Origin of the sequence: Bacteroides muris (ex Fokt et al. 2023), from assembly GCF_024704895.1 — a bacterium.
Lineage (GTDB): Bacteria > Bacteroidota > Bacteroidia > Bacteroidales > Bacteroidaceae > Bacteroides > Bacteroides muris.
The window spans coordinates 16,946-43,524 of sequence record NZ_JAMZEE010000015.1 but is presented as its reverse complement, the minus strand read 5'-3'; the positions used below and the strand labels follow the sequence as shown (position 1 = coordinate 43,524).

General features: G+C 45.2%; 24 protein-coding genes, 2 pseudogenes and 1 riboswitch. Of the genes and pseudogenes, 22 read left to right on the top strand and 4 right to left on the bottom strand.

Features of this window, described 5'->3' with window-relative positions; genetic code table 11:
- Positions 1-94 precede the first annotated feature (94 nt).
- The 5 genes from M1B78_RS08165 to M1B78_RS08145 all read left to right on the top strand — a co-directional run bounded on the left by M1B78_RS08165 (position 95) and on the right by M1B78_RS08145 (position 6,792).
- Positions 95-367 carry a helix-turn-helix domain-containing protein gene (locus M1B78_RS08165; protein WP_257940380.1) on the top strand — a complete coding sequence of 91 codons (273 nt, stop codon included), beginning with the start codon at positions 95-97 and terminating at the stop codon, positions 365-367.
- 5 nt (positions 368-372) lie between these two features.
- Complete coding sequence (gene yhdJ / locus M1B78_RS08160) at positions 373-1,239, top strand: adenine-specific DNA-methyltransferase (protein ID WP_257940378.1); 867 nt, start codon at positions 373-375, stop codon at positions 1,237-1,239.
- Between the two features lie 3 nt (positions 1,240-1,242).
- Positions 1,243-2,352: a restriction endonuclease gene (locus M1B78_RS08155; protein WP_257940376.1), complete on the top strand. Its 1,110-nt coding sequence runs from the start codon at positions 1,243-1,245 to the stop codon at positions 2,350-2,352.
- Positions 2,353-2,364: 12 nt separating this feature from the next.
- On the top strand, positions 2,365-4,212 hold the full coding sequence (locus M1B78_RS08150; protein ID WP_257940375.1) for an ATP-binding protein: 1,848 nt from the start codon (positions 2,365-2,367) through the stop codon (positions 4,210-4,212).
- 375 nt (positions 4,213-4,587) lie between these two features.
- A complete protein-coding gene (locus tag M1B78_RS08145) occupies positions 4,588-6,792 on the top strand; it encodes an alpha-galactosidase (protein WP_257931176.1) in 2,205 nt (734 codons plus the stop codon).
- A 359-nt stretch (positions 6,793-7,151) separates the two neighbouring features.
- On the opposite strand, the pseudogene M1B78_RS08140 reads toward M1B78_RS08145, so the two are convergent.
- Together M1B78_RS08140 and M1B78_RS08135 are read right to left on the bottom strand one after the other, a co-directional pair.
- A pseudogene (locus M1B78_RS08140) lies at positions 7,152-7,523 on the bottom strand (PaaI family thioesterase); the annotation flags it as partial.
- Positions 7,524-7,526: 3 nt separating this feature from the next.
- Positions 7,527-7,616 (bottom strand): annotated as a pseudogene (locus tag M1B78_RS08135) (HAD hydrolase family protein); the annotation flags it as partial.
- Positions 7,617-7,764: 148 nt separating this feature from the next.
- A riboswitch (cobalamin riboswitch) is annotated at positions 7,765-7,963 on the top strand.
- Between the two features lie 59 nt (positions 7,964-8,022).
- On the opposite strand from M1B78_RS08135, the gene M1B78_RS08130 reads away from it, so the two are divergent.
- The 5 genes from M1B78_RS08130 to M1B78_RS08110 all read left to right on the top strand — a co-directional run bounded on the left by M1B78_RS08130 (position 8,023) and on the right by M1B78_RS08110 (position 13,809).
- Positions 8,023-10,038 carry a TonB-dependent receptor gene (locus tag M1B78_RS08130; protein ID WP_257940374.1) on the top strand — a complete coding sequence of 672 codons (2,016 nt, stop codon included), beginning with the start codon at positions 8,023-8,025 and terminating at the stop codon, positions 10,036-10,038.
- Between the two features lie 53 nt (positions 10,039-10,091).
- Positions 10,092-11,192, top strand: coding sequence for a YncE family protein (locus tag M1B78_RS08125; protein WP_257940373.1), 1,101 nt, complete (start codon positions 10,092-10,094; stop codon positions 11,190-11,192).
- A gap of 5 nt (positions 11,193-11,197) precedes the next feature.
- Complete coding sequence (locus M1B78_RS08120; RefSeq protein ID WP_257940372.1) at positions 11,198-12,331, top strand: ABC transporter substrate-binding protein; 1,134 nt, start codon at positions 11,198-11,200, stop codon at positions 12,329-12,331.
- An 81-nt stretch (positions 12,332-12,412) separates the two neighbouring features.
- Entirely contained in the window at positions 12,413-13,441 is a 1,029-nt protein-coding gene (locus tag M1B78_RS08115) for an iron ABC transporter permease (protein WP_136009377.1), read from the top strand.
- 191 nt (positions 13,442-13,632) lie between these two features.
- Entirely contained in the window at positions 13,633-13,809 is a 177-nt protein-coding gene (locus M1B78_RS08110) for a DUF4250 domain-containing protein (RefSeq protein WP_005832662.1), read from the top strand.
- A gap of 71 nt (positions 13,810-13,880) precedes the next feature.
- Here the strand turns inward: M1B78_RS08110 and M1B78_RS08105 are convergent, their stop codons facing one another.
- On the bottom strand, positions 13,881-15,248 hold the full coding sequence (locus M1B78_RS08105; RefSeq protein WP_136009378.1) for a TrpB-like pyridoxal phosphate-dependent enzyme: 1,368 nt from the start codon (positions 15,246-15,248) through the stop codon (positions 13,881-13,883).
- A 133-nt stretch (positions 15,249-15,381) separates the two neighbouring features.
- Between M1B78_RS08105 and M1B78_RS08100 the strand changes: the two genes are divergently transcribed.
- Together M1B78_RS08100 and M1B78_RS08095 are read left to right on the top strand one after the other, a co-directional pair.
- Entirely contained in the window at positions 15,382-17,214 is a 1,833-nt protein-coding gene (locus M1B78_RS08100) for a TrkH family potassium uptake protein (RefSeq protein WP_257940371.1), read from the top strand.
- A 42-nt stretch (positions 17,215-17,256) separates the two neighbouring features.
- Positions 17,257-17,943 (top strand): potassium channel family protein, encoded by a 687-nt coding sequence (locus M1B78_RS08095; RefSeq protein WP_257940370.1) that lies wholly within the window; start codon positions 17,257-17,259, stop codon positions 17,941-17,943.
- Positions 17,944-18,000: 57 nt separating this feature from the next.
- Here the strand turns inward: M1B78_RS08095 and M1B78_RS08090 are convergent, their stop codons facing one another.
- Positions 18,001-19,509 (bottom strand): DUF3843 family protein, encoded by a 1,509-nt coding sequence (locus M1B78_RS08090; protein ID WP_257940369.1) that lies wholly within the window; start codon positions 19,507-19,509, stop codon positions 18,001-18,003.
- A 294-nt stretch (positions 19,510-19,803) separates the two neighbouring features.
- Here M1B78_RS08090 and M1B78_RS08085 point away from each other — a divergent pair, with 294 nt between their 5' ends.
- The 10 genes from M1B78_RS08085 to M1B78_RS08040 all read left to right on the top strand — a co-directional run bounded on the left by M1B78_RS08085 (position 19,804) and on the right by M1B78_RS08040 (position 26,538).
- Entirely contained in the window at positions 19,804-20,424 is a 621-nt protein-coding gene (locus tag M1B78_RS08085; protein ID WP_136009382.1) for a DsbA family protein, read from the top strand.
- A gap of 60 nt (positions 20,425-20,484) precedes the next feature.
- Positions 20,485-21,012 carry a very short patch repair endonuclease gene (locus M1B78_RS08080; RefSeq protein WP_257940368.1) on the top strand — a complete coding sequence of 176 codons (528 nt, stop codon included), beginning with the start codon at positions 20,485-20,487 and terminating at the stop codon, positions 21,010-21,012.
- Between the two features lie 420 nt (positions 21,013-21,432).
- Positions 21,433-21,909, top strand: coding sequence for an HU family DNA-binding protein (locus M1B78_RS08075; RefSeq protein WP_176468269.1), 477 nt, complete (start codon positions 21,433-21,435; stop codon positions 21,907-21,909).
- 128 nt (positions 21,910-22,037) lie between these two features.
- The gene (locus tag M1B78_RS08070; protein WP_257931186.1) at positions 22,038-22,265 is read left to right on the top strand and encodes a DUF4248 domain-containing protein; all 228 of its coding nucleotides are present in this window, start codon (positions 22,038-22,040) and stop codon (positions 22,263-22,265) included.
- A 136-nt stretch (positions 22,266-22,401) separates the two neighbouring features.
- On the top strand, positions 22,402-22,851 hold the full coding sequence (locus tag M1B78_RS08065; RefSeq protein ID WP_257940403.1) for a DUF4890 domain-containing protein: 450 nt from the start codon (positions 22,402-22,404) through the stop codon (positions 22,849-22,851).
- Between the two features lie 59 nt (positions 22,852-22,910).
- Entirely contained in the window at positions 22,911-23,456 is a 546-nt protein-coding gene (locus tag M1B78_RS08060; protein WP_176468267.1) for a DUF4738 domain-containing protein, read from the top strand.
- 49 nt (positions 23,457-23,505) lie between these two features.
- Entirely contained in the window at positions 23,506-24,183 is a 678-nt protein-coding gene (locus tag M1B78_RS08055) for a response regulator transcription factor (RefSeq protein ID WP_136009388.1), read from the top strand.
- A complete protein-coding gene (locus M1B78_RS08050; RefSeq protein WP_257931188.1) occupies positions 24,180-25,457 on the top strand; it encodes a sensor histidine kinase in 1,278 nt (425 codons plus the stop codon). The genes M1B78_RS08055 and M1B78_RS08050 overlap by 4 nt, the downstream gene beginning before the upstream one ends.
- Positions 25,458-25,561: 104 nt before the next feature.
- Positions 25,562-26,002, top strand: coding sequence for a PepSY-like domain-containing protein (locus M1B78_RS08045; RefSeq protein WP_257940367.1), 441 nt, complete (start codon positions 25,562-25,564; stop codon positions 26,000-26,002).
- A gap of 32 nt (positions 26,003-26,034) precedes the next feature.
- The gene (locus M1B78_RS08040) at positions 26,035-26,538 is read left to right on the top strand and encodes a PepSY-like domain-containing protein (protein WP_136009411.1); all 504 of its coding nucleotides are present in this window, start codon (positions 26,035-26,037) and stop codon (positions 26,536-26,538) included.
- The last annotated feature ends 41 nt before the right edge of the window (positions 26,539-26,579 follow it).

Here is a 26,579-nt window from a genome sequence, read left to right as displayed (position 1 = left end):
AAGTTAATCAAATTATTGTCTTTCTATAATGCATAAACAAAATAAAAGTAATAAATTTGCCAAATAATGTCAAGACAATAAAGAGTAAGGGCAGATGTTTTCAGAGCGCATAAAAGAACTTCGTATTCAAAACCAAATGCTGCAACGTCAATTGGCTGCGGCACTGGATATTGACACTGCAACATATTGCAAAATAGAGAAAGGTGAGAGGAAAGCAAGACGAGAACAAGTTGAAGAGATTGTCCAAATATTGCAGATTGATAAAAAAGAACTTGTAACATTATGGCTTGCAGATAAAATTTGTAGGCTTATTAAAAATGAGAATAATGCTACCCAGATATTGAAAGTAGCACAAAAAACTTTATAAACAATATGAATAGTATTGAAATTATAGGAAATACAGAACATAAGATAATTCATTCAGATGCAATAATAGCTCTGAATGAAGAAATCGCGGATGAATCAATTGATTTAATATTCGCAGACCCTCCTTATAACATAGGAAAGAATTTCGCAGGTTGCAAAGACAAGTGGGAAACGGATAATGCATATTTGGAATGGTGCTACCAATGGTTAAATTTATGCATTAAAAAGTTGAAGCCATCGGGAACTTTTTATGTAATGACATCAACGCAATTTATGCCATATTTTGATATTTTTCTACGTGAGAAACTAACAATTTTATCTCGTCTAATATGGTCTTATGATAGTTCAGGGGTACAAGCCAAACGTTACTTTGGCTCTATGTATGAGCCTATTCTTTTTTGTGTAAAAGATAAAAATAACTATACATTTAATGCTGACGATATAAAGGTTGAAGCAAAGACAGGTGCAAAACGCAAATTGATAGATTATAGGAAAAATCCTCCACAACCATACAATACAGAAAAAGTTCCGGGTAATGTTTGGGACTTTGCACGAGTAAGGTATAGAATGGGGGAATATGAGAACCATCCGACCCAAAAACCAATAGCTTTACTCGAAAGAATCATAAAAGCAAGTTCTAAAGTTGGAGATGTTGTATTAGACCCATTTTCTGGTACATTTACAACTTCTTATGTAGCCCAAAAATTAGGACGACAATCTATCGGTATTGAGTTACAAGAAGAGTATATCAAAATTGGACTTAGGCGGTTAGGATTGGCAACAGAATACAAAGGATTGCCATTAGAAGCATTGCAAAAAGTGTATAAGCCAACAATTTCTACAGATATTCAACAACCGTCATTGTTTTTTTAACTTATGGAACATAGCTTCACACCTATCATTAAAGATATTTTATCCTGTATGTACGGGGAAAATGGAACGGAGATTTATGCAAGAAATCTTTTGATTCAGTATATCAATGAGAAAACAAAATCCGCAAATAAAGGTTCTAAATCTCGTTCAAGTTTTGCCAATCTTTATGCTATATATGTTATAATTGAAGATTATATAGCACATGATTTCGATACAAATTCCATGTATAGAAATTATGAAGGAGCGCAATTTTCTCGTTTATTTCAGAGGCAACGAGAACTTCCTTTTGGAAGTAAATTGCAAAATCACGCATTGAATAATCGAATGAATGCAGAATTCCAAAAGTTCTTTCCCACATCAGACATAACTCCTATTTTGCGAAACTTGGAAACTAACCGTTATTGGATAAATGAAAATTTATTAATAGTTGATGTCAATGGGAACCGATATAATATTGCTAAAGCTATTATCGCAATCATAGATGAATATGTGAAGATTAAGCAAGACTCGTTTCAACGTTTCATCGCACAATGCGAAGAACTACAGGCAATAGAAGATAGCAATAGTGTAAATGTTCATGAGTTTATAACAGGATTACTTGCTCCAAATGTTGACGCAAGATTATTTGAGATAGTCAGTTATGCTATACTCAAATACTACTACAAAGAGCAGACTATTATATGGGGGTATTCTTGGGAAAATTTGAATGAGGAAGCATTGAAACTTTACAAGACAGGAAGAACAAATGCCAATGATGGAGGTATTGACTTTGTAATGAAACCTTTAGGGAGATTTTTCCAAGTCACAGAAACATTGGATTTTAAAAAGTATTTTCTTGATATTGAGAAGATAGAAAAATATCCAATAACATTCGTAGTTAAATCGCTTGATGACGTGGATGTTTTGAAAGATAAATTGTATAAAGACGCTTCCAAAACTTATGTTGTAGAAGATATTGTTTGTAAGTATATGGAATGCATAGAGGAAATTATAAATATCCCAACACTGCTACACCATTTTCAAAGAATAGAAGATGCCGGGCTAATTTCGAATGTACTCAAAGAGATAATACTTCAAAGTAGAATTGAGTTTAACTATGAGGATGAATTATAAAAAATAATATATATGGAAGTTAATATCAAACAAGCATTGAAGATGTTTTTCTCTAAATCGTCATTTGAGATGATTTATTTTGAAGCATTTGCAAATGCTTTAGATGCGGATGCTACCGAATTCAATATCAATATATCATTGAGTAATTATGGAGAGTTGCATAATTTAGTAGTTACACTTTCAGATAATGGTGTTGGATTCAATGATGTAAGATTTGGAAAATTTTCAAAATTGTTTGATGTTGAAGAACAAAGCCACAAAGGTTTAGGGCGCTTGGTCTATTTATGCTATTTTGATAAAGTTGAAGTTAAAAGCGTTTTTGATAATTCAAAACAACGAGTTTTTGAATTTAATGAAGCATTTGATAAAGATTGTACTATAACAGAAATCGAGCCAACACTCAATGGCTCAATTTTTAGAATGAGAGGTTTCACAGGAGAAAGACTTGGTAAAAATGATTATATAAATCCACATTATATAAAGAAAGCTTTATTGGAAAACTTTTATATGAAGTTCTATAAAGCTAAACTTGCTGGCAAACAAATAAGTGTTTATATCAAAACCACTATTGGAGGTTCTTTTGTTGAAGATACAATCAATACAGATGAATTACCGAATTTTCAAATAAAGCTATTAAGTGCTCAAACAGACCTTTTTAACAGAATTGAATTATATTATAATGTTAGAGAAGTTGCTCCCAAAGATAGTAATGTCATTACTGCATTAGCAATAGACGAACGTAGCCATAAGATAGATATTATTGCAGGAGAAAATTTGCCATCGGGTTATGAAATGATATTTTTACTTATGTCTGAATCTTTTCAAGGGAGTGTAGATGGGGCTCGCATAAACTTATCTATACCTGATTCAGACTTAAGTACTATTAAATTCATCTTTCGTAATGCTATTGCAGAGGTTGTAAAAGAACAATTTCCTCAGATTGATAGAAATAATAAAAGCAAGGAGAAATACCTAAATGATACATATCCTCATTTAAGTGGATATTTTGAAAATAATGACATTGGATACTCTTCGCAGTCAGATGTATTAAAGAAAGCGCAAGATAAATTTTTTAGAGACCAAAAAGAAATCTTGGGTGCAAAAGAGTTAAATGACGAGCAGTTTGAGAAATCACTTGATTTGTCTGCACGAGCTTTAGCGGAATATATTCTGTTTAGACAAAATGTCATAAAAAGAATGCAAACATTAAATGCCAAAAATAAAGAAGCGGATATTCATAACCTTATTGCACCAAAATCTTCCGAGTTCAAGGATGAAAATATTATCACTGATTTGTACAACAATAATGTATGGATTTTTGATGATAAGTTTATGAGCTATTATATGGTATTGAGTGAGGCTGAAATGTCCAAAGTAATTGATGTAATTACGCAAGGTGAGGTTAAAGATAACGATGATGATAGACCTGATATAACATTATTTTTCTCGGAAAATCCACAAATAGAAAATGCCAAAGTTGATGTTGTTGTAGTTGAGCTTAAACGATTGGGTATTAGTGCAGAACAAAATTCGATAGTAGAATTTCAGTTAGATACAAGAACTCAACGTTTAGCCGAATATTATGGTAATCGAGTTCAAAGAATGTGGTTCTATGGGATTGTTGATTTTGACGATAGGTATAGGAAACATCTGATAAATAATGGGTTTAAACCACTATTCTCTAATGGTGAGATGTATTTCCGTTCGAAATCTGTATATTTAGATTTGGATATGAAGCAAAGTGTTATACAAAATGCGTATATTCTTGATTATAAAGCAATGGTAGAAGATGCAGATTCAAGAAATTCCACGTTCTTAAAAATCTTACGGGAACGATTTAAAGCAAATCATAGAAAATAGACTTGAATTCAAGTCTATTTTCTATCTTTGCATTTAGAAAGAGTTATTTGACAGCATGGCAACGCAAAACGCTGAAATTCGCACGGTTGCTAACCCGTTACCGCCACTTCTCAAATAATTCGCTAAAAGTTTATTTTTCAATCGGTTAAGTCAAATCAATGAAAATGTAAAATAATAAGTGGTATTTTTACTGGCAGCATTGATATGGCCGAAGTGGTATGTTTCAGTTCCTCTCCGGCACAAGAAGAAAGAGGCTGATTCCGCCAACGGGTTATGAAAGGTATAAGGATATGATAAAATGATACTATCTCATCTACAAAAAAATGCCTATATTTGCCCACAATTAAATGATTATAGAATCTAAACAAGAAAAGCATGAATTTCAAGAAACGAACAAATTCTCTTTTGGGAGCGTTACTGCTGGTGAGCAGTTTGTGGGCTCAAAACGTGTGTGTGTCTACTCCAAAAACCTCTTTGGTGCTTTCGGCTCCTGAAGGGGGGACATTGAGACACTTGTATTATGGTAACAGGCTTTCTGAAGCCGACTTGCAGAATATTGCCACGACAGAAGCGGGTCACACGGCCTATCCCGAATATGGATTGAATGCTCCTGTAGAGACTGCCCTCGCCGTGAAGCACGCCGACGGCAACATGACCCTCCAGCTTGAAGTGCAGAACGTGACTACCGAGAAGGAAGGGGATGCCGTGACGACCGTCGTGGCGCTGAAGGACAAGGTGTATCCTTTCTTCGTCAACGTCTGCTACCGTGCCTGGCAGGATGCCGATGTGATAGAATCCTGGACTGAAATCTCCCATCAGGAGAAGAAGCCGGTAGTGCTCAATCAGTTTGCCTCCGGTTATTTGCCCATCCGTCGCGGTGATGTGTGGCTGTCCCATCTTTCCGGCTCCTGGGCCAATGAGGGCTTTTTGACACAGGAACCTCTTACTCCGGGCATGAAGGTTGTCAAGAACAAGGATGGTGTGCGCAATTCTCATACCGACCATGCTGAAGTGATGTTCTCCCTCGACGGTCGTCCGCAGGAGAATACGGGCAACGTGATTGGCGCAGCTCTTTGTTACAGCGGCAACTACAAGCTCCGCATTGAGACGCATGATGATGAATACCACCATTTCTTTGCCGGAATCAACGAAGAGAACTCTGCTTATTCCTTGAAGAAGGACGAGCTTTTTCGCACTCCCGAACTAGCCTTGACCTATAGCAATGAGGGACTGAGCGGCAGCAGCCGTAACTTCCACCACTGGGCACGCCTGCACAAGTTGGCGCATGGTACCACTCCCCGCAAGATTCTCTTGAACAGTTGGGAAGGCGTGTATTTCGACATCAACCAGCAAGGTATGGACCAGATGATGGCAGACATCTCCTCTATGGGCGGCGAGTTGTTCGTGATGGATGACGGCTGGTTTGGCGATAAGTATCCCCGTAAGAACGACAGTTCGTCGCTTGGTGACTGGGTGGTAGACCGGAGCAAGCTTCCGAACGGCGTCGAAGGTCTGCTAAGTGATGCCAAGAAGCATGGCATAAAATTCGGTATCTGGATTGAGCCGGAAATGGCGAATACCACCAGCGAACTTTACGAACAGCATCCCGACTGGGTGCTCAAGGCCTCTGAACGTGACCTCGTGTTGGGACGTGGCGGTACGCAGGTGGTGCTAGATCTCGCCAATCCTGCCGTGCAGGACTTCGTATTCGGTGTGGTTGACAATCTGATGACTTCTTATCCTGATATAGACTATATCAAATGGGATGCCAATATGGCTGTCATGAACCACGGCTCCCAATATCTGGCCAAAGACAATCAGAGCCACATGTATATAGAGTATCATCGCGGCTTTGAGAAGGTGTGCCAGCGTATCCGTGCCAAATATCCCGATCTTACCATCCAGGCGTGTGCCAGTGGTGGTGGACGTGCCAACTACGGAGTGCTGCCTTACTTTGATGAGTTCTGGGTGAGTGACAATACCGATGCCCTCCAGCGTGTTTATATGCAGTGGGGAACTTCCTATTTCTTCCCTGCCATCGCCATGGCATCGCACATCAGTGCCGCCCCCAACCATCAGACATTCCGCACCATCCCTCTGAAATACCGCATCGACGTGGCCATGAGCGGTCGTCTGGGTATGGAAATCCAGCCCAAGAACATGACGGAAGAGGAAAAGGCGCTTTGCAAAAATGCCATTGCCGAGTACAAGACCATTCGTCCTGTGGTGCAATTGGGAGACATCTACCGCCTGCTCTCTCCTTATGACAAGCAAGGTGTGGCCTCTCTGATGTACGTGGCTCCGGAGAAGGACAAGGCAGTCTTCTACTGGTGGAAGACGGAACATTTCTGTAACCAGCACCTGCCGCGTGTGAAGATGGCCGGTCTCTGTGCTGATAAGCAATACCGGGTACATGAGCTGAACCGTATAGATAATGTTCCCTTGAACTACGAAGGAAAGAGTTTCAGTGGTGCCTACCTCATGGCAAACGGTCTGGAGATTCCCTATAACCATAAGGTGGACTATCACAAGCAGAACGACTATTCGAGCCGTGTGCTTTATCTGGAAGAGGTGAAGTGACATAAGCAAAGGTGAGGTTGGGCCGTGCAGAGGTGAACTTGAGCGGCGTAAAGGTGAGGTTTATGGGTACAGTTGGTACAGTGGGTACAGCGTCTCTTCTATCTCACACACGCATGTATATAAGTAATGTACGCGAGCGCATGTGTGTGAAGCAGAAGAGACGCTGTACCCACTGTACCAACTGTACCACTGCTTAAAATGTGAACAATATTAAAACTGAAAGTTGAATTAGTAGAACATTGGTCTATTGCCACGGAAGGTCTTCATACGGAAATCACAGTGAGTCGGTGGGCTTTAAGTAAGCGACAACCACACCTTGAGCAATTATCTGCAATTACCCAGCCACTCCTGGTGTTGTTTTATCTTTTCTTTATCACACTATTCACCACCCGTACAGAGGAAACCAGTTTGTTGGTAGAAGTAAATACATCCACATTCCATATATGGGATGAGCGTCCTTTGTGCAGGATAGTGCCTACCGCTCTTACGGAATCTCCTTCGTGTGCAGAAGAAATATGATTTCCGCTGACTTGCATTCCCACGACAATCTCGTCAGGCTCGCAGATAATCATGGAGCCGAGTCCGGCAACGGTTTCTGCCAAGGCAAGGGTAGCACCGCCATGCAGAATGCCGAAGGGTTGGCGGGTACGGTAGTCGACCGGCATGATTGCCTCTACGCGCTCATCCGAAGCGTATGTGTATTGAATGCCCAAGTTTCCCATCAATCCATAAGTCGGCCTACCGGATGCCAAAACTATGCGCACTCCCATCTGCTGAACCTTTAGCAGAGCAGCTAATGTCCTTTTACTGATTTTTCTTTCATCATTGAGTAGCGTTCAGTCTATATCAAGAACCAATAATTTATATTTCATGCCAACTTCATTTTGGGGTTATTATGTTACAAAGTTAGAAAAATGACTGTTAAAACGGTAATATTTGTATTATTGTTTACTGAAATTTCTTTTATTTATCCTATCTTTGCCCACGTTTTGTTCCGCGTTCTCTATCCGGAGAAGCGGATGAAAAGGGAATCGGGTGAAAGTCCCGAACAGTCCCGCTGCTGTGAGTTCTATGCGCGGTATATCATACTTGTGCCACTGTCTTTCAGAAAGGATGGGAAGGCGATGTACCGGGAACGAGTCAGAAGACCTGCAAAACAAAGTCGAAAAATTGTCCATTCGAGGAAAGTGGGCAGTGTGCAAATGGTTTAAGATAATCTTCATTTATTCTATGTCAGGAAAGACTAAGGTACGACTGGTTTGTGCCGTTTTCTTGAGCGCAGGCATATTTCGGCTCTCTGCCCAAGAAGTGGGGGGAGATACGATTACAGGGAAAGTGCATCAGATAGAGAAAGTGACAGTAACAGCACGTAGGTCGCCCAATAAAGTGACTTCTGCCGTACCTATACAGACGATGTCACGTCAGGATATCAGCCAGCTGGGAGTACAGAGTATGGCAGATGCTGTGCGCCGTTTTGCCGGAGCCAATGTAAAGGACTATGGAGGCATTGGAGGACTGAAAACGGTTTCCATACGCAATATGGGAGCCGCCCATACAGCTGTCAGTTATGACGGGGTGGCGGTGAGCAATTGTCAGGCAGGGCAGATAGATATCGGGCGTTTTTCGCTGGACAATGTTTCCATGCTTTCGCTCGCCATCGGGCAGTCGGAGGATTTGTTGCAGTCCGCCCGCTTGTATGCGTCGGCCGGTGTGCTGGGCATAGAGACGGAAAAGCCTCATTTTGATGACGGGCGCAGTGCCGCTTTTCAGGCACGGGTGCGCGGAGGGTCGTTCGGCATGGTCAGCCCCTCGCTGCGCTGGTGGCAGAAACTGGGCAGCCGTACACGCGTGGCGGTAGATGCCGCTTATATGAGGGCAGACGGTAATTACCCTTTCACGCTGGTCAATGGGAAATACGTGACGGAAGAGAAACGTAACAACTCCGGCATCTATTCCTGGCAGGGTGAAGCCACCTTTTATCATACTTTCAAGGATGACAGCGAACTGGATGTGAAGGGTCACTACTTCTATTCCTGCCGGGGACTTCCGGGAGCGGTTACGCTCTATAATCCCCTTTCCGATGAAACGCTTTGGGATGAGAATACTTTTGTGCAGGCACGTTATAGGAAGCATTTTTCGCCCCGGTGGAGTCTGCAGGCACAGGCAAAGTATAATCATGGCTGGAACAAATATAAGGATGAGGGCAAGGAATATACCGACGGATATTATCGGGAAAATCACCGGCAAGACGAATATTATATTTCCGCAACCGTTCTCTACCGTCCTTTGGAAGCTTTGACCCTTTCGTTGGCGCAGGACGGGGTGATAAACAAGTTGCGCAACAGTTTGCCGGAATGTCCTTTCCCCACAAGATATACTTCCATCAGTGCCTTCAATGCACGCTACCGGCAAGGATGGCTCACGGCTACGGCCTCGCTGGTGCATACCGCCACTTCGGAGCATGCCGAGAAAGGTACGGTTCCCGATGACTTCCATCGCTTTGCCCCCTCTTTATCAGTCAGTATGCAGCCTTGGCAGGACGAGTCGCTGTATCTCCGGCTGATGTATAAGAGTACGTTCCGTCTGCCCACTTTCAACGACCTCTATTACTACCGGCTGGGCAACCGTAATCTGCGACCCGAGAAGGCAGACGAATATAATGTCGGTATCACATGGAGCAGATCCGGATTGTCTGTGTTCGACTATATCTCCGTTACGCTCGACGGTTACTATAATGATGTGACGGACAAGATTGTGGCTTTTCCCACCACCTATGCGTGGAAGATGGCGAACTACGGCAAGGTACATGCCGCAGGTGTGGATGCCACTTTAGCGGCAACTGTTCCATTGACGGAGACAATAAGGCTGATTGTGTCGGGCGGATATACATGGCAAAAGGCCATTGACCTGACCGATTCCGACGCGAAGAACTATAAGGACCAATTGCCTTATACTCCTCTTCATAGCGGAAACGCGTCCGCCATTGTAGAAACGCCGTGGGTAAATGTGGGCTACTCGGCGGTAGGAGTGGGAAAGCGTTACTATTTGTCGCAGAACATTCCGGAGAATGAGATTGAGGGCTATCTGGAACATACGATGAGCCTCTCTCATGAGTTTGCTTTGGGCGGTTGCCGGCTTCTGTTGCAGGCCGAGATTATAAATCTGACCGATGAACAGTATGACGTGATAAAATATTATCCTATGCCGGGCCGTTCGTGGCGGTTGACGGGTACTTTCAAGTTTTGAATAATCTATTTATGAACAACAAAAACTAATTATAAACAATAACAACTGTGATTATGAAAGTAAGAAGTTTATTATTCGGTATGCTCTGCATGCTTGCTTTGGGTGCCTCTTTGGCATCTTGTAGTGACGACGATGACGATTCTCTGGATGACGGCGGGTCGAAGGTGACATTGCCGCAGACGCGTGTCTATATTCTGAACGAAGGCTCTCAAGGGGCGAACAATGCAGGACTTGCCTTTTATGCACCCAATAAGGATGCGGATTTTATCAGTGATATCTACAAGACCCAAAACAATGCCAAGTTGGGTGACCTTGGTCAGAGTATGATTGAATATGAAGATGAAATATATATAGCCGTTTATGGCTCTAATTATCTGACCAAGCTGAATGCAGCAGGTGTGGAGTTGAAACGTGTTTCGTTTGTTGGTGATAATGACCTTAGTGGCGGCATTCGTTATATCGATGCTGAAGATGGATATATCTATGCTTCCTTCTACGGAGGAGTTGTTGCTAAAATCAATGCGAAAACGTTGGAGGTAGTGGATAAATTGCCCGGACTTGGCGACAATCTGGAAGGTGTGGCAATCTGCGAGGATATGCTGTATGTGGCGAATAGCTGTACTGCTGATTGGAGCACTTATCACAATGACGTAAAGGTGATAGATTTACGCACTTTCAAGCTGAAAGAGACGTTGACGGTAGGTTTGAACCCCAATGCTTTGGTTGAAGAGGATGATAAGGTTTTTTTGATTTCATGGGGTAATTATGTTGATATTGGCTATTCATTACAGATGATAGACCCTGCTGCCAACAATAGGGTGACGGAATTGGGCAGTGCCACCCGTATGTGTGCTACTGATGATATTCTCTATTTGACTTATTCAAATTACACCAATCCTATCGCTTCTTTTTTTACTTATAATATAAAGACTGGAAAGATGGATGAAGCTTCTTTCTTGAAGGATATACCGGAAAAGTTGAAAACTTCTACGATTTATATGTTGGAAGTAAATGATAATAACGGTGATTTCTATATTGGTACTTCTGAATATACCACGAACGGCACCATTTATCGTTTCAAGAAAGACGGTACCTTTATAGAGCAGTTCGATGCAGGAGGTATGAATCCTAATTCCGCTATCTTCTTCAATTAATATCAATGAAAAGAAATAGTTTACTTATCTGTCTGTTCGCAGTCTTGTTTCTTTCCTCCTGTGGGGGAAGGAGCAAGACTGCCTCTGCTTTGGCCAACGGTGACACCATTCCCTTACGTTATGCAGAGAATCTTACCTTAATGTCCTATCCCGGCTATACCCTTGCCACCTTGCGCAATCCTTGGGATACGTTGCACACGCTACATACCTATATACTGGTCCCGAAAGACCGCGAACTCCCGGCACATCTTCCGGCAGGTACTGTGGTACGTACCCCGCTCTCCAAATCAGTCATCTACTCTTCCGTCCACTGCGGACTGATGGATAATCTGGGTGTGTTTGGCAGCATCGGCGGCGTCTGCGACTTGAAGTACATAAAGCTACCCGCCGTTCACGAAGCCTGCCGCCGGGGTGCCATCGCCGATTGTGGCGACGGCATGAATCCCGATATGGAGCGCATCATCGACCTGCATCCCGATGCTATCCTTCTGTCTCCGTTCGAGAACAGTGGCGGTTATGGGCGTATCGAGAAACTGAATATTCCCATCATCGAATGTGCCGACTACATGGAAACCTCTGCTCTGGGACGTGCCGAGTGGATGCGTTTCTACGGACTGCTCTTCGGGGTTGCACCACAAGCCGACAGCCTTTTTGCTGAAGTGGACAGTTGTTACCAACGTCTCAAGATGCGTGCACAACTTTCATCCACCTCGTTCTCCGTTGTCAGTGAGCAGAAAAGCGGCTCGGCATGGTACGTGCCGGGAGGGCGCAGCACCATAGGAAGGCTTTTTCAGGATGCTTGCGGGCGTTACGCCTTTGCCGACGATACCCACAGCGGCTCCGTTCCTTTGGCTTTCGAGACCGTTTTCGACAAGGCGGGCGATGCCGACGTCTGGCTGGTGAAGTACAATCGCGACCGCGACATGAGCTATGCTGATTTGGAGGCGGATTATATCGGCTACACCGGTTTTAAGGCTTTCAAGACCCGGAATGTCTATGGTTGTAATACGCTGAAAGTTCCTTTCTACGAGGAGACTCCTTTCCGTCCCGATTATTTGTTATCCGACCTGATACAGATTCTGCATCCCGAAATAGGAGATTTGGGAGGTTTGCGCTATTTTTGCAGACTGAAGGAGTGATGAACACAGAGATACGGAGCTTTTGTGAAAGTAATGGAAAACTCTGTGCCTCCGTGTCTCTGTGTGCAAAATAATATAACTATGAGTAAAGGCTGGAAATATGGTATCGGGCTGGGAGTAGTCATCTTATTGCTGTTTGCGGGCAATCTGCTGGTGGGGTCGGTTTCGATTCCGCCTGCCGATGTTTTCCGCATCCTGCTCGGTGGAGAAGGGGAGAAGGCAAGCTGGAGCTTCATCCTTTGGGAATCCCGTTTGCCCCAAGCGCTGACGGCGCTGCTTTGCGGTGGCGCATTGGCTGTCTGCGGACTGATGTTGCAGACGGCTTTCAAGAATCCGCTGGCAGGACCATCCATTCTGGGCATCAACTCCGGGGCAAGTCTGGGAGTGGCCTTCGTCATGCTGCTGTTTGGCGGCAGCATCACGGCAGGGGCGTTCAGTCTGTCCGGCTTCTTCTCCGTGCTGCTTGGCGCATTTATCGGAGCCATGCTGATTATGGCACTTATCCTTTTCTTTTCCACGCTGATAAAGAGCAATGTCATGCTGCTGATAACGGGTATCATGATAGGCTACATCACTTCTTCGGCCATTGCCCTGCTGAACTTCTTTGCTACGGCAGAGGGAGTGCAGTCTTATATGATATGGGGGCTGGGCAACTTCGGCGGAGTTTCCCTGCAGCAGATGCCGGCCTTTGCGCTGGTCACCATTGTGGGACTGTTCGGCTCATTATTGTTGATAAAGCCCCTGAACGCCTTGCTGCTGGGAGAGCGCTATGCCGAAAATCTAGGTGTAAATATCCGCCGTGTGCGCAACTGGCTTTTGATTATCACCGGGCTCTTGACGGCTGTCACCACCGCCTTTTGTGGTCCGGTCGCCTTTATCGGCCTGGCCGTGCCGCATGTGGCCCGCATGATATTGGGGACAGCCAATCACAATTCCCTATTGCCGGTCACCATCCTGAGTGGCGGTGCAGTGGCACTGCTTTGCAACCTGATTTGCGTCTTGCCCGGCGAAGCGGGCATTATCCCCTTGAATGCCGTCACGCCCATTATCGGTGCGCCGGTCATCATCTACGTTATTCTGAGCCAACGGAAGCCGCAAGAATTCAACTGATAATTTACGTTTCGGAGAGAGGGAGACTTCCGGTTTCCTATGATAATAGAACAGACGGAGAAGCACCCTGAATATAGTCTACAATCGTTTGCGGTGAATGCATTGTATATTCCACACTAAGAACATCCATATCTTTGGTTTTTTATTGTAATTTTGCACCCGGTATTAGTTTTAATTTAAAGATTGTAACTATGAGATTACCTGAAGATCCGGTGATGCTGTACAGCTTCATCAACATGAAACTGCGTGATTTCTATCCTTCGCTGGATGCACTCTGTGAGGATATGAACGTAGAGAAAGAGGACATTGTACGGAAACTGAAGCTAGTGGGATTTGAGTATAATCCTGCAAAGAACAGATTTTGGTAAATGATGTTTTTCAAAAAAACAGCTCCCGCCGATTGTTGCCGTAAGGCGCAAGTGGGCGGGAGTTGTTTTTATTAAGCCAGATTGCCTATTTCGTCCAGATTCTTCCGGATGTCATTGTCGGTCAGTTCATAATTGACCAAGTCGCCGGAGAGATACTTGTCGTAGGATGCCATGTCGATAAGTCCGTGGCCGGAGAGGTTGAACAGGATTACCTTCTCTTCGCCTGTTTCCTTGCATTTGTTTGCTTCGCGAATGGTGGCGGCAATGGCGTGGCAAGACTCGGGAGCGGGGATAATGCCCTCTGCTTGTGCAAAAAGACAACCGGCATCGAATGATTCGAGTTGTTTGATATCTACAGCTTCCATATATCCGTCCTTCAACAGTTGCGAGACGATGACACCTGCGCCATGATAGCGCAGACCACCGGCATGAATGTTGGCGGGGGCAAAGTTATGTCCCAGTGTAAACATGGGCAGCAGTGGAGTGTATCCTGCCTCGTCGCCGAAGTCGTATTGGAATTTGCCGCGTGTCAGTTTCGGGCAAGAAGCGGGTTCGGCGGCAATAAAGCGTGTTTTCTTTCCTTCAAGAATATTGTGGCGCATGAAGGGGAAGGTGATACCGCCAAAATTGGAACCGCCTCCGAAGCAAGCGATGACCATATCGGGGTATTCGCCTGCCATTGCCATCTGCTTTTCAGCTTCCAGGCCGATTATGGTTTGGTGCAAGGTGACATGGCTCAATACGGAACCAAGAGTATATTTACAGTTCGGAGTGGTTTGCGCCAGTTCGATAGCTTCGGAAATAGCTGTACCCAATGAACCTTGATGGTTGGGGTGGGCTGTCAGAATATTCTTTCCGGCACGGGTCGACATGGAGGGCGACGGTGTAACCTGCGCACCGAACGTCTGCATGATGCTGCGGCGGTAAGGTTTCTGCTCGTAGCTGATTTTTACTTGATAAACAGCGGCTTCCAGTCCGAAGAGGCGAGCGGCGTATGCCAGGGAAGCTCCCCACTGTCCGGCACCGGTTTCGGTGGTTACATTGGTCACTCCCTCTTGTTTGCAATAGTATGCCTGGGGAATGGCGGAGTTCAGCTTGTGCGAGCCCATCGGGCTGACACTTTCGTTCTTGAAGTAGATATGTGCCGGCGTGCCGAGTGCTTTCTCCAATCCGTAAGCGCGCACCAGCGGAGTGCTGCGGTAGTATTTGTACATTTCGCGGACCTTTTCGGGGATTTCAATCCACGCGTCGGTCTGATTCAGCTCCTGGCGGCAGAGTTCCTCGGCAAAGATGGGGTATAGGTCTTCTGCCTTCAACGGTTGCTTGGTGCCGGGATGAAGCGGCGGCATGGGCTTGTTCACCATGTCGGCTTGTATGTTATACCAGTACTGTGGAATTTCCTCTTCCGGAAGAATGAATCTTTTCTTTTTATTGCTCATAGTGGTCATGATGATTAATAATTCAATGCTCAAATGTAGCTATTATTTTTGAACCAATTTCTTTTTTCTTTTGTTTTTTGTATATGAGGGTAGATTTGTCTAAGTTTGCCGCGTTTCATTAATCGATGCATTTATGAAGATTTATCATAAATTCCTTTTGTATCAGAATAAATGGATTCACCCTTACGTACGGATGACAGTGGGGGTAATGACCTTCATCACTTATTTGATGTCCGTCCTGCTGATTGTCGGTGTGGTCTATGAGCATGGCTTTACGATTTCCGTAGCTGAGGCGCATCAGCTCCAGCACTTGTATCATGGGGTGTGGATTGCTTTCCTGATAGACGTCACTCTGCGCATTTTGCTGGAATACAAGGATACCCGGCGTATGTTCAGTAGGCTCACATGGATATTGACCATTCTGCTCTATCTGACTCTTATTCCGGTTATTTTCCATCGTCCGGAGGAGGAGGGTGCCGTTCTGCAATTCTGGGATTTTCTGCATGGGAAGACCTATAGGCTTGTCCTGTTGCTGATATTTTCCTTTCTCAGTCTTTCAAACGGGCTTGTGCGGCTGTTGGGAAGGCGTACGAACCCTTCTCTTATTTTGGCTGTCAGCTTTCTGATAATCATACTTGTGGGGACGGGGTTGCTGATGCTTCCTCGTTGCACGGTGAACGGTATATCGTGGGTCGACTCGCTGTTCATATCCACCAGCGCGGTGTGTGTCACCGGGCTGACATCGGTCGATGTAGCTTCTACATTCACCCCGACCGGTTTCACGGTCATCATCCTGCTGATTCAGATTGGCGGTCTGGGTGTGATGACGCTGACAAGTTTCTTTGCCATGTTCTTCATGGGTAATACCTCGTTGTATAATCAGCTGGTGATGCGTGATATGGTGAGTTCCGATTCCCTGAATTCCCTGCTTTCCACTCTGGTCTATATTCTGGCCTTTACACTGGTGATTGAAGGGGTAGGGATGCTTGCCATCTGGGGAGACATTCATGGGACGATGGGGATGGACTTGCAGGAAGAGCTGGCTTTTTCGGCCTTCCATGCCATTTCCGCTTTCTGCAATGCCGGATTCTCCACGTTACCGGGTAATCTGGGCAATCCGCTGGTGATGACGGGGCACAATCCTTTTTTCATCTACATCTCGCTGCTGATTATTCTGGGTGGTATAGGTTTCCCTATCCTGGTGAATTTCAAGGATATTATTCTTTATCATCTGCACCGTCTGCGACACTTTCTGCGTACGTGGCATTGGGATGGTAGTAGGCGTTTCTACCATCTGTACAACCTGAATACAAAGATTGCATTGATTGTCACTTTCCTGCTGCTGGTGCTGGGCACGGCGGGCATTGCCCTCTTTGAGTGGAACGCAGCCTTTGCAGGTATGCCGGTGGCGGACAAGTGGACCCAGGCGTTTTTCAATGCCGTATGTCCCCGTACGGCAGGCTTCAATAGCGTGGACTTGGCCGGATTGGGGGTACAGACATTGCTCATTTATCTGTTTCTGATGTGGGTGGGAGGCGGTTCCCAGTCTACGGCGGGCGGTATCAAGGTGAATGCCTTTGCGGTAGTGGTGCTGAACCTGGTGGCTGTGTTGCGCGGCACGGAACGGGTAGAGGTGTTTGGCCGTGAACTGTCACACGATTCCATCCGCCGTTCCAATGCCACAGTGGTGATGTCGTTCGGTGTCTTGTTGCTGTTCGTTTTCATCATCAGCATTCTGGAGCCGGGTACGTCGCTTTTGGCCATTACCTTCGAGTGTGTGTCGGCATTGAGTACGGTTGGGTCCAGTTTGAACCTTACCCAGCAGTTGGGAGACGACAGCAAGCTGCTGGTGGCACTGCTGATGTTTGTGGGGCGTGTGGGACTGATTACGCTGATGCTTGGCGTCATAAAGCAGAAGAAGCATACGAAGTATCAGTATCCGAGTGGTCAGATTATAATCAACTGATAATTGATTTGTAGATTTATTATCCATTTATCCATTAATAGAATGAAATATATTATTATCGGTTTAGGGAATTATGGTCATGTGCTGGCAGAAGAGCTTTCTGCACTGGGGCACGAAGTGATAGGTGCGGACGTGAGCGCCGGCCGGGTAGATAGTCTGAAGGAGAAGATAGCTACAGCTTTTGTCATCGATGCGACGGACGAGCAGGCGCTGTCCGTGTTGCCGCTGAACAGCGTGGATGTGGTGATTGTTGCCATCGGCGAGAATTTCGGTGCGTCCATCCGTGTAGTGGCTTTGCTGAAGCAGCAGAAGGTGCAGCATATCTATGCCCGCGCCATTGACGCTGTTCACCGTTCCGTGCTCGAGGCCTTTGAGTTGGAGCGCATTCTTACTCCCGAGGAAGATGCTGCACGCGGGCTGGTGCAGTTGCTGGAATTCGGTGCCGATATGGAGACATTCCGCGTGGCACCGGATTATTATGTGGTCAAGTTCACCGTTCCGGACAAGTTCATTGGATATTATGCCAACGAATTGAATCTTGATGAGGAGTTTGGCCTGAAGATGCTCGCCTTGAAGCGTGCCGAGACTTTGAAGAATTGTCTGGGCATCTCTTATGTGGAACGCAATGTGCGGAACGAACTGCCGGAAAATGACCTGATACAAGCCGGCGACCAGTTGGTGTGCTACGGACGATATAAGGCTTTCCAGAAGTTCTGGAAAGCACTATGATAATTGGTAGTTGGAAATGTGTCAAAAGTGGTGAATTTTGCCCCTCCCCATTTTCAACTAATCAAAGTCCTTCTCCCGACACCGATAATGGAAATAATCAGTCAGGAAGTGTGCATTCTTGCGTATGAACTCTTGCCCGTGTTCTTTTCCTTGCAAACTGTTCAGATAAGCGTCGGGCAGCATGCCTTCGTCTTGCAGGATGCAGCTCAGCTGGTAAGGGATGATGTCGGGGTTGATGATGAACATAATGGCGTTTTTCTCTGCTTTCTCCTTATTATAATTGGGGTTGTCCGGAGATTTGATGCATTCGCACAGCTTGAATTGGATATGTAGGCCGGTGTGCGGGTTGGCCATCAGCATGGCTCCGGTTTCTGTATGTATGCGTGGTATGTCCAGGTCTTCTTTCAAGCCGTATCCCATCTTGTTCAGCAGAAAATCAGAGATTTCCTCTTGCGATTGGCAGAATACAAAAGATTTCCCGCCGGATGCTTTTATGAAATCATGGAATGTAGCCTTTTCATTCGTCTTTTCTTTCTGGTTCGTCAAGTCGTCCACATATTCCGCTATTTTCCGGTCGTACTTGTTTTCGAGAAGCATGCCGCACTGCCACCATGCGTTGCCAAAATAAATCAGTTCGCAGATAAGGGTGCTTTTCCCTACTTCTCTGCTACGGATGGCCGGGAGGTTCAAGGACTTCTTGGTTATCTTGAATTCGCATTCGTCTTCACTACACAAATCTTTGACGTACAGATACTCGTCGTCTTCTTTCTCCAGCAGATAGCAACTGTTTTCCCGTGCCTTCACCTTGCCCCAAAGCTGATGTTCGGGATGGGCTTTTCCGATGAGAGCCAGCCATTCCGGTGAGGTCAGCGACAGCAGGTTGCGGCGGCCTTTGAACGTCAGTGAGGTGCGTGTGGCATATATGAGGGTCTCTGCCATTTCGATAGTAATCTTTTCATCATTCAGCAACCGTTCAGCTTCGTCCCGGCATTGGGCGACATTTTCGATGTTGAAGTAGCATTGGTAGTGAAACCAGTTCAGTATCTCCCGGTAGCGGAAGAAGTCTTCTTCTCCCATGGCTGAGGGGTATAGAAATTCCTGCATCCTTTCATTTTCTGGAGCGGTTTCGTATTCCTCTGCAAGCAGTCCGTATATCTCTTGTGCAGTCTGCTCTATTCCGGGATTCTCGGGGTTGATGGCGCTTATTCCCCGGCACAGATATTGTATATGGTGCCAAAGCAGAAAGCGTATGTCCTCCAGATTGATTTCATCCGGAAAATAATCGCCTTTGATGGGGTAGAAGGGCAGATAGGCTCCGTATCGCTTCCGGCACTCGGCAGTGAATGCCTGCCAGATGCCGGTCTGGGAGATGACGTCCTCAAACCATGCGGCGAGGCAGAGGCTTGTATAGCGTATGTTTTCCTCTTCTTCGAAGGCGTCGGCTATCGTTGAAGAGTAAAGTCTTTTGTGGATTTCGTTTGCAATGCCGACGTAGTACTGGTCAACGCTGTTTGTCTGCTTGTACGGATGCAGTTCCAACCATTTTTTGGGATATATTTTCTTCATGACTCTAAAGTGAGTTTGGTGTGTATTTTTTATATGTTTCATTTCCAGCGTAAAGATATGTTTTTTATGGGAATTTTCTTGTTTTTCCTCCTTTCGATTAGTATATTTGTATGCTACTATTAAATCGTTCCATCGTGTGGAAAAAATCGTTCTACCATGGTGGAACGATTTTTCTTCCGTGGTGGAATGATATTTTCTCCATGATGGAACGATTAAAGAATTGCTTTTCTTTTCCTTAATGTTTGGGAAGAAGAAAAAAACAGAATTGCAGAACCATTTAAAAACAGAATATATATGAGTGCGTATTACGACCTTTTTGAGAAACCCGACGTCCGCCAGACCGGCGAGCAACAATCCCTTTATGCCCGCTTTGTCCCCAAGGGAACCATCGACCGCAAGGAATTTATCGAGCGTGTGCATCTTTTCACCGGCCTCAGCCGCAGCCTGCTGGAAGGAGCGATGGCAGGCTTTATGGACGAGTTGCGCGACTGCCTTGCCAATGGCTGGACGGTGGAGCTGGGCGAACTGGGTTACTTCACCCCCTCCTTGAGTTGTACCCGCCAGGCGACGGACAAGAAAGAGCTTCGTGCTGCCTCCATCGCTTTGCGCGGGTTGAATTTCCGTCTGGGCAGGGAGTTCTATAAGGATTTGAAAGGTAAGATGCAGTTGGAGCGTTGTCCGCAATCGGCATCGGCGCCTGCTTCGTCTGCCGATGAGGCGTTGGGCGTGGAGCAGCGCTGGAAGTTGCTGGATGAGTATTTGCAGCAGTATCCTTGCATCAACCGCGCCCAGTATGCACGGCTGGCAGGACGCAGTTACAAGCAGGCTGTTGTCGATTTGAACAGGTTTATAGAAGAGGGGATGCTGATGAGGCATGGGATGGGGCCGAGTGTGGTGTATGCAAGGAAAAAGTGAGCAAGATTTGGCTATTTGCAATTCAGAAACGTACCTTTACACTAATTATAGATTGTTTTTATGGACAAGATGACTCCCGAGCAGCGGCATCACTGCATGAGCAGTATTCGTAGTAAAAACACGAAGCCGGAGATGGTGGTACGCCGTTATCTTTTTTCCCGTGGTTTCCGTTTCCGTGTCAATGTGAAGCGGTTGCCTGGCACGCCCGACATTGTACTCCGCAAGTATCGTGCGGTGATATTCGTGAACGGATGTTTCTGGCATGGGCACGAGGGATGCAAATATTTTGTACTTCCCAAAAGTAATGTGGAATTTTGGAAGGACAAGATTGAACGGAATCGGCGCAGGGACTTGAAGGAACGGATTCAGTTGCGTTGCATGGGGTGGCATGTGATGCAGGTGTGGGAATGCCAGTTGAAACCCAAGGAGCGGGAGATGACACTGAAAGGGATTGAATGGGCACTGAATAGGATATTGCTGGAAAATTACGGAATGCGTAAGAAAGGTGAAATGAAACCTTATCGGGAATATGAAGAGGGAAATGGTAGGATGATAGCAGCCGATGGGATGGAGGATTACGGAAAGTGAGAAATTGCGTGGATAGAATAATGTATTATTTCCTTAAATAAGAAGTGGACCGCAAGTAAGGTTGCTTGCTTTTTATTATCTTTGCCCATTAAACGGAGAAAGAATATTTTTTATAATATTGAGGATTTCGAGAGTTTACATCCGTACGTGAACTTTTGAGTCTTACAGTTTAACCTTCTTGGTTCATTTGCCAAACTATCGGCTTCTAACTTCCGATAACTCCGGGCGAAGCCTTGACTCCCGATAACTGCCGTGAATAATATAGGTTAAACCTCCTTTAACCTCCGAAAACCTCCGTTAAAGCACCATCCCGTTTTCTGCCCGTTGTATCTTTGCATTGTGGTCACAAAGAAATAGGTTTTGCAGACTGACGAGCGAACAAGACCGGCTTTTATTAATCAACTTAAAATTAAAAAAACTATGGCTTTGAATTATGAAGTAAAAAAGAGAGTGTTCGGTTTTGACGAGACAAAAACGGAAAAGTACGTGGCGCAGATGAAGACTTTGGGGGTGGTCGCTTTCAGAGATTTATGTGACGAGGTTTCCAAGATAGGCATGGCGCCTCGCGGTGTGGTGAAGTTGGTGTTGGACGGATTGATTGACACCTTGAATATGAATATCAACAAGGGATTTTCGGTACAGTTGGGGGAGTTCGGCTGTTTTCGTCCCGGCATCAACGCCAAGAGCCAGGAAAAACAGGAAGACGTGACGGCAAGTACGATTTATCGCCGCAAGATTATCTTCACTCCGGGTTTCTACTTTAAGGATATGCTGACCCGCGCCAGTGTGGAGAAGATGAGTTGGCCGGGCAACGGGACTGTTTCCGGCGGCAGCTCTAATCCGAATCCGGATGGCGGAGGTTCCGATGGTAATCAGGGAGAAAATCCGTTAGGATAAGCATTCTGTAAATAAGGAGAATATGAACTTTCTCGGAAAAAGGTTCATATTCTCCTTGAAATACTTGACTTCGCCTTTTGAATATCGTATCTTTACGTCAATCATTTTAAATCAGACCAACTGTTATTATGAAAACAAAAACCGGATTTCGTGTAATGACCTATAAAAAGAAAGATTTGGCATGCCTCTATTGCCCAAACGCTACTGCACGTTGCGCCATCCGCACCCTGACGCGGTGGATAAAGCGGAATCACGAACTGTATGAAGCCTTGGCGCATACCGGCTACAATGTAAGGACACGGACATTCATGCCGAAGCAGGTGAGCCTCATCGTACAGTATCTGGACGAACCTTAATATTCTTTTCAACCTCATTTATTATGTTAAAGCGGGAAGTTGCGGTTAAACTTCCCGCTTTTGTTTTTGTCATAGATACGTTGCAACACAATAGGTATAACTGACATAAGGTATTAATTAAAAAAAGAGAAAAATGATGAAAAGAATAGTTCTGATATGGATGGCCGCCTTCCTGATGGGTGGCATGGCAATGTCACAACATGTCCACCGCAGTGATAAAATGCCCGAACCGAAAGTCCGTGCCGAGCGCATGACGGAACGGATGGTGAAAGAGTACTCCCTGAACGATACGCAGAAACAACAACTGCTGGAAGCCAATCTGGCATTGGCCGAGAAAATGGAAGATATGCCGATGCATCGTGCCAAAGCACACAAGCATTTGAAGAGAGAAGGTAAGCGCCATCAATTGACGGATGAGCAGCGCGCGCAGAAAAAAGCGGAGATGGAAAAGAAACGTGAAGAGATGAAGGCTGCCCGTATTGCTTATGATTCACAACTCCAGAAGATTATGACGGAAGAACAATATGCTGCATACAGCAAGAAAGTGCAGGATAGAAAAGCAAAAATGGAATCTAAAAGAAAATAAATTTTCTATTGCATTCAATTTGTACTATTTTTGTCCGGTCAATTACTAAAAACAAAACAATGAAGAATATAGTCTATATTTTGGTATGTGCATCGGTTGTCTTTTTCACAGCTTGTTCGTCTCAAGACAAGAATAAGAAAGACGGCCTGCTATTGATGCAGGATAGTACAGAATTTGCCGGTCTGCAGCGCATGCAGGTGTCTGACGTAAAAACATCCTTTAGGTATAAGGGAAAAGAGTATCAGTCTTCTGTAGTGCGTCGGCCGGATGAATCTTTGCCGATAGTGAAAAACGAGCAGGGAGAGAAATTTGTGGATAACCGTATTACCTTGCACATTACGTGCGATGGGAAGCAGGTGGTGGATAAAGTGTTCACCAAAGATAATTTTGCTTCGTTGGTGGATGCCAAGTTTATGAAGTACTCCATTCTTGAGGGGCTGGTCTATGACAAGACCACTCCGCAGGGAATCATATATGCGGCCAGTGTCTGCTATCCGCAATCCGACCTTTATGTTCCCATCAGACTGACCATTACGGCTGACGGGAAAATCTCCATGGCAAAAGAGGAACTGCTGGAGGAGTATCAGACAAACAGCATTGATTAGTGGATGGTTTTCCAGATTGTTTCCTGTTTTATAGACCATCTTTGCCGGTATGAAAATCCTGATTGTAGAAGATGAGCAAGATTTGCGGGAAACCATCCGCACTTCGCTCCTGAAAGAAAAGTTTGTCGTAGAGACTGCTGCCGACTATTTCTCGGCATTAGATAAAATCAATGACTACGATTACGACTGCATTCTACTGGATATAATGTTGCCCGGTGGAAACGGTCTGGACTTGCTGCGTGAGTTGAAACGGCTGCACCGCAGTGACAGCGTGCTGATTATCTCGGCCAAAGATTCTCTGGACGACAAGGTGGACGGGCTGGAACTGGGAGCCGACGATTACCTTACAAAGCCTTTCCATTTGGCAGAACTCAATGCACGTGTCAAGTCATTGATACGTAGAAGGCAGGCGAAGGGAGATGTGACCGTCACTCTTGGAAATCTTCTGTTCTATCCCGATAAACGGCAGGTAGAGATAAACGGAAAGCCTTTGCTACTGAACCGTAAGGAGTTCGACCTGCTCTATTATTTTGTTGTCAACCCCGGCCGGGTCATCAATAAGATGAGTCTTGCCGAGTCGGTGTGGGGAGATAATATAGACCAGACGGATTCGCTGGATTTTATCTACTCGCAAGTGAAAAATCTGCGTAAGAAATTGAAACAAGCTGAGGCTAGCGTAGAATTAAAGGCTGTTTATGGATTCGGCTACAAACTCTCCGAATTATGAAACTGTTGAGCTACACTTACCGCAAACTTGCATGGCTGATGTTTCTGCTGATGGCAGTGTGGGGTGTGCTGTTCTATTACGCAATCATCGACGAGGTGGTGGATGAGACGGACGATACATTGGAGAATTACGGTGATATATTGATGGAGAGTGCGCTTCATGACCCCGCGATACTCGAAACAGAAGGCTCGTTGATGTCTTTCTATAAGTTCACTCCAATATCCGAAGAAGAAGGGCGGCATTACCGGCAAGTGTTTTATGATGCTACAGTCTATATCGAACTGGAGGATGAAGACGAGCCGGTACGTGTCATGTGTACCGCTTTCCGTATGCCCGACGGGCAATATTATGAGTTGAAACTGATGATTTCCATTCTGGAGCGGGACGATATGGTGGAGGCTATGCTTTGGTATCTGGGAGCGCTGTTCCTGCTGTTTCTAATCTGTACTTCCATCGGCATTCAATTGGTGTTGAAGGGGGTGTTCCGTCCATTACATAAGCTGCTTGACTGGTTGCACCGCATTCAGCCCGGCAAGGAGGTGCCTTCATTGGACAACCCGACGAAGATACGGGAGTTCCGCCAGTTGAGTGACGCCGCATTGGATATGGGAAACCGCAGCTACAAGGCATACGAGGAGCAGAAACAGTTCATCGAGAATGCCTCGCATGAGTTGCAGACACCGCTTGCCATCGTGAGGGGAAAAGTGGAACTGCTGGCTGAGAGTGAAGGAATGACGGAACAGCAAATGAAGGAACTGGACGAGATATATGTCACGTTGGACCGTGCCGTGAAATTGAATAAGTCCCTGTTGTTGCTTTCCCGTATAGAAAACGGGCAGTATACTGAGATGGAAGATGTCTCGGTAGATGAAATATTGGATGAACTCTTGCCCGACCTGATGGATATTTATGAACATAAGTGCGTGAATCTGATACGGAAACGGGAGGAACAACCTTTTATCATCCGTTGTAATCATTCGCTGGCGCAAATACTGGTTTCCAATCTGGTGAAGAATTCGTTGCTGCACAATAGGGAAGGGGGGGAGTTGCAGGTGCTTACCACTCCAACTTCGCTGGTCATCAGAAACACGGGGGATATTCCTTTGGATGGAGAGAAGCTGTTCCGGCGTTTTTATCGCGGCATGGATGGCAAGAAGGATTCCACAGGACTGGGGCTTGCCATTGCGCGTTCCATTGCATTGTCGTCTTCACTGAAGCTTACGTATGAATGGCAGGATGGCATGCATTGCTTCTGTCTGGTTAAAGAAAACTAAAAAAATCGTAAACTGCGATTATTCCCAAATCTTTCCTAATTCTCTACTGTTATTTGCAGTGTGAATGATATGAAATTTATTAGTAACATTAAAAAATGACGATTATGAAGAAAGTATTGTCTATTTTTATATTGGCTCTTGTAGCTGTTCAGTTTGCTTTTGCCGGTGATGTAATTACTCAGGATGCCAAGCTGCTTCCGCTGACAGCGCGTAACTTTATCAATCAGTATTTCTCGAAACCGCATATTTCGCATATCAAGATTGAAAGTGAAATACTGCAGACCAAGAAATATGAAGTGCTGCTGACTGACCGTACGGAAATTGATTTCGATAAGAAAGGAAATTGGCTGGAAGTGGATTGCAAGAAATCTGCTGTTCCCGAAGCATTGATTCCGGTTTCGGTAAAGGAATATGTGAAGACCAACTTCCCGAGAGAGATTATTACCAAGATTGAGCGCGGACGTACCGGTATGGAAGTCGAGCTGAACAATGACTACTCTTTGAAGTTCAACAAAAAAGGAAAATTTGTCAGTATGGACGACTGATTTTTTAGTAAATATTTTAACTTTATATGGAAATGATGAGAATGAAGATTCAAATGTTGGCGATGATGTTCATCACCGCCTTGGCACTTGGTGCATGCAGTAATGATGACGACAAGGATGATGTGAAAGTGCCTGAAGCAATGTCACAGGCATTGAAGTCCAAATACCCTTCCGCAATCCATGTGGAGTGGGAACAGAAAGGAGGTTATTTGGTGGCAGACTGTAGAGTGGATGGCCAGGAAAAGGATGTATGGTTCAATAATCGGGCAGAATGGGTGTTGACGGAGACAGAACTGCTTTGGAACGATCTTCCGGGAACTGTACTGACTTCTTTCAGCGGCAGTAAATATGTTGGCTGGAAGATAGAGGAGATTGTTCTTTTGGAGTATCCGGTAGTGCCTATGCAGTTTGTCATTGAAGTTGAAAAGGGAAATGCAGAGTATCAATTGTTCTATTCGGAAGAAGGCGACTTGCTGCAGACAAAAGATGTGAGCGGTGATAGGGATGATACGTATTGGCCGATAAAACTTGATTAAAGGATAAGGGATTAGGGACTAGTGTTGTGGTAATCATATTG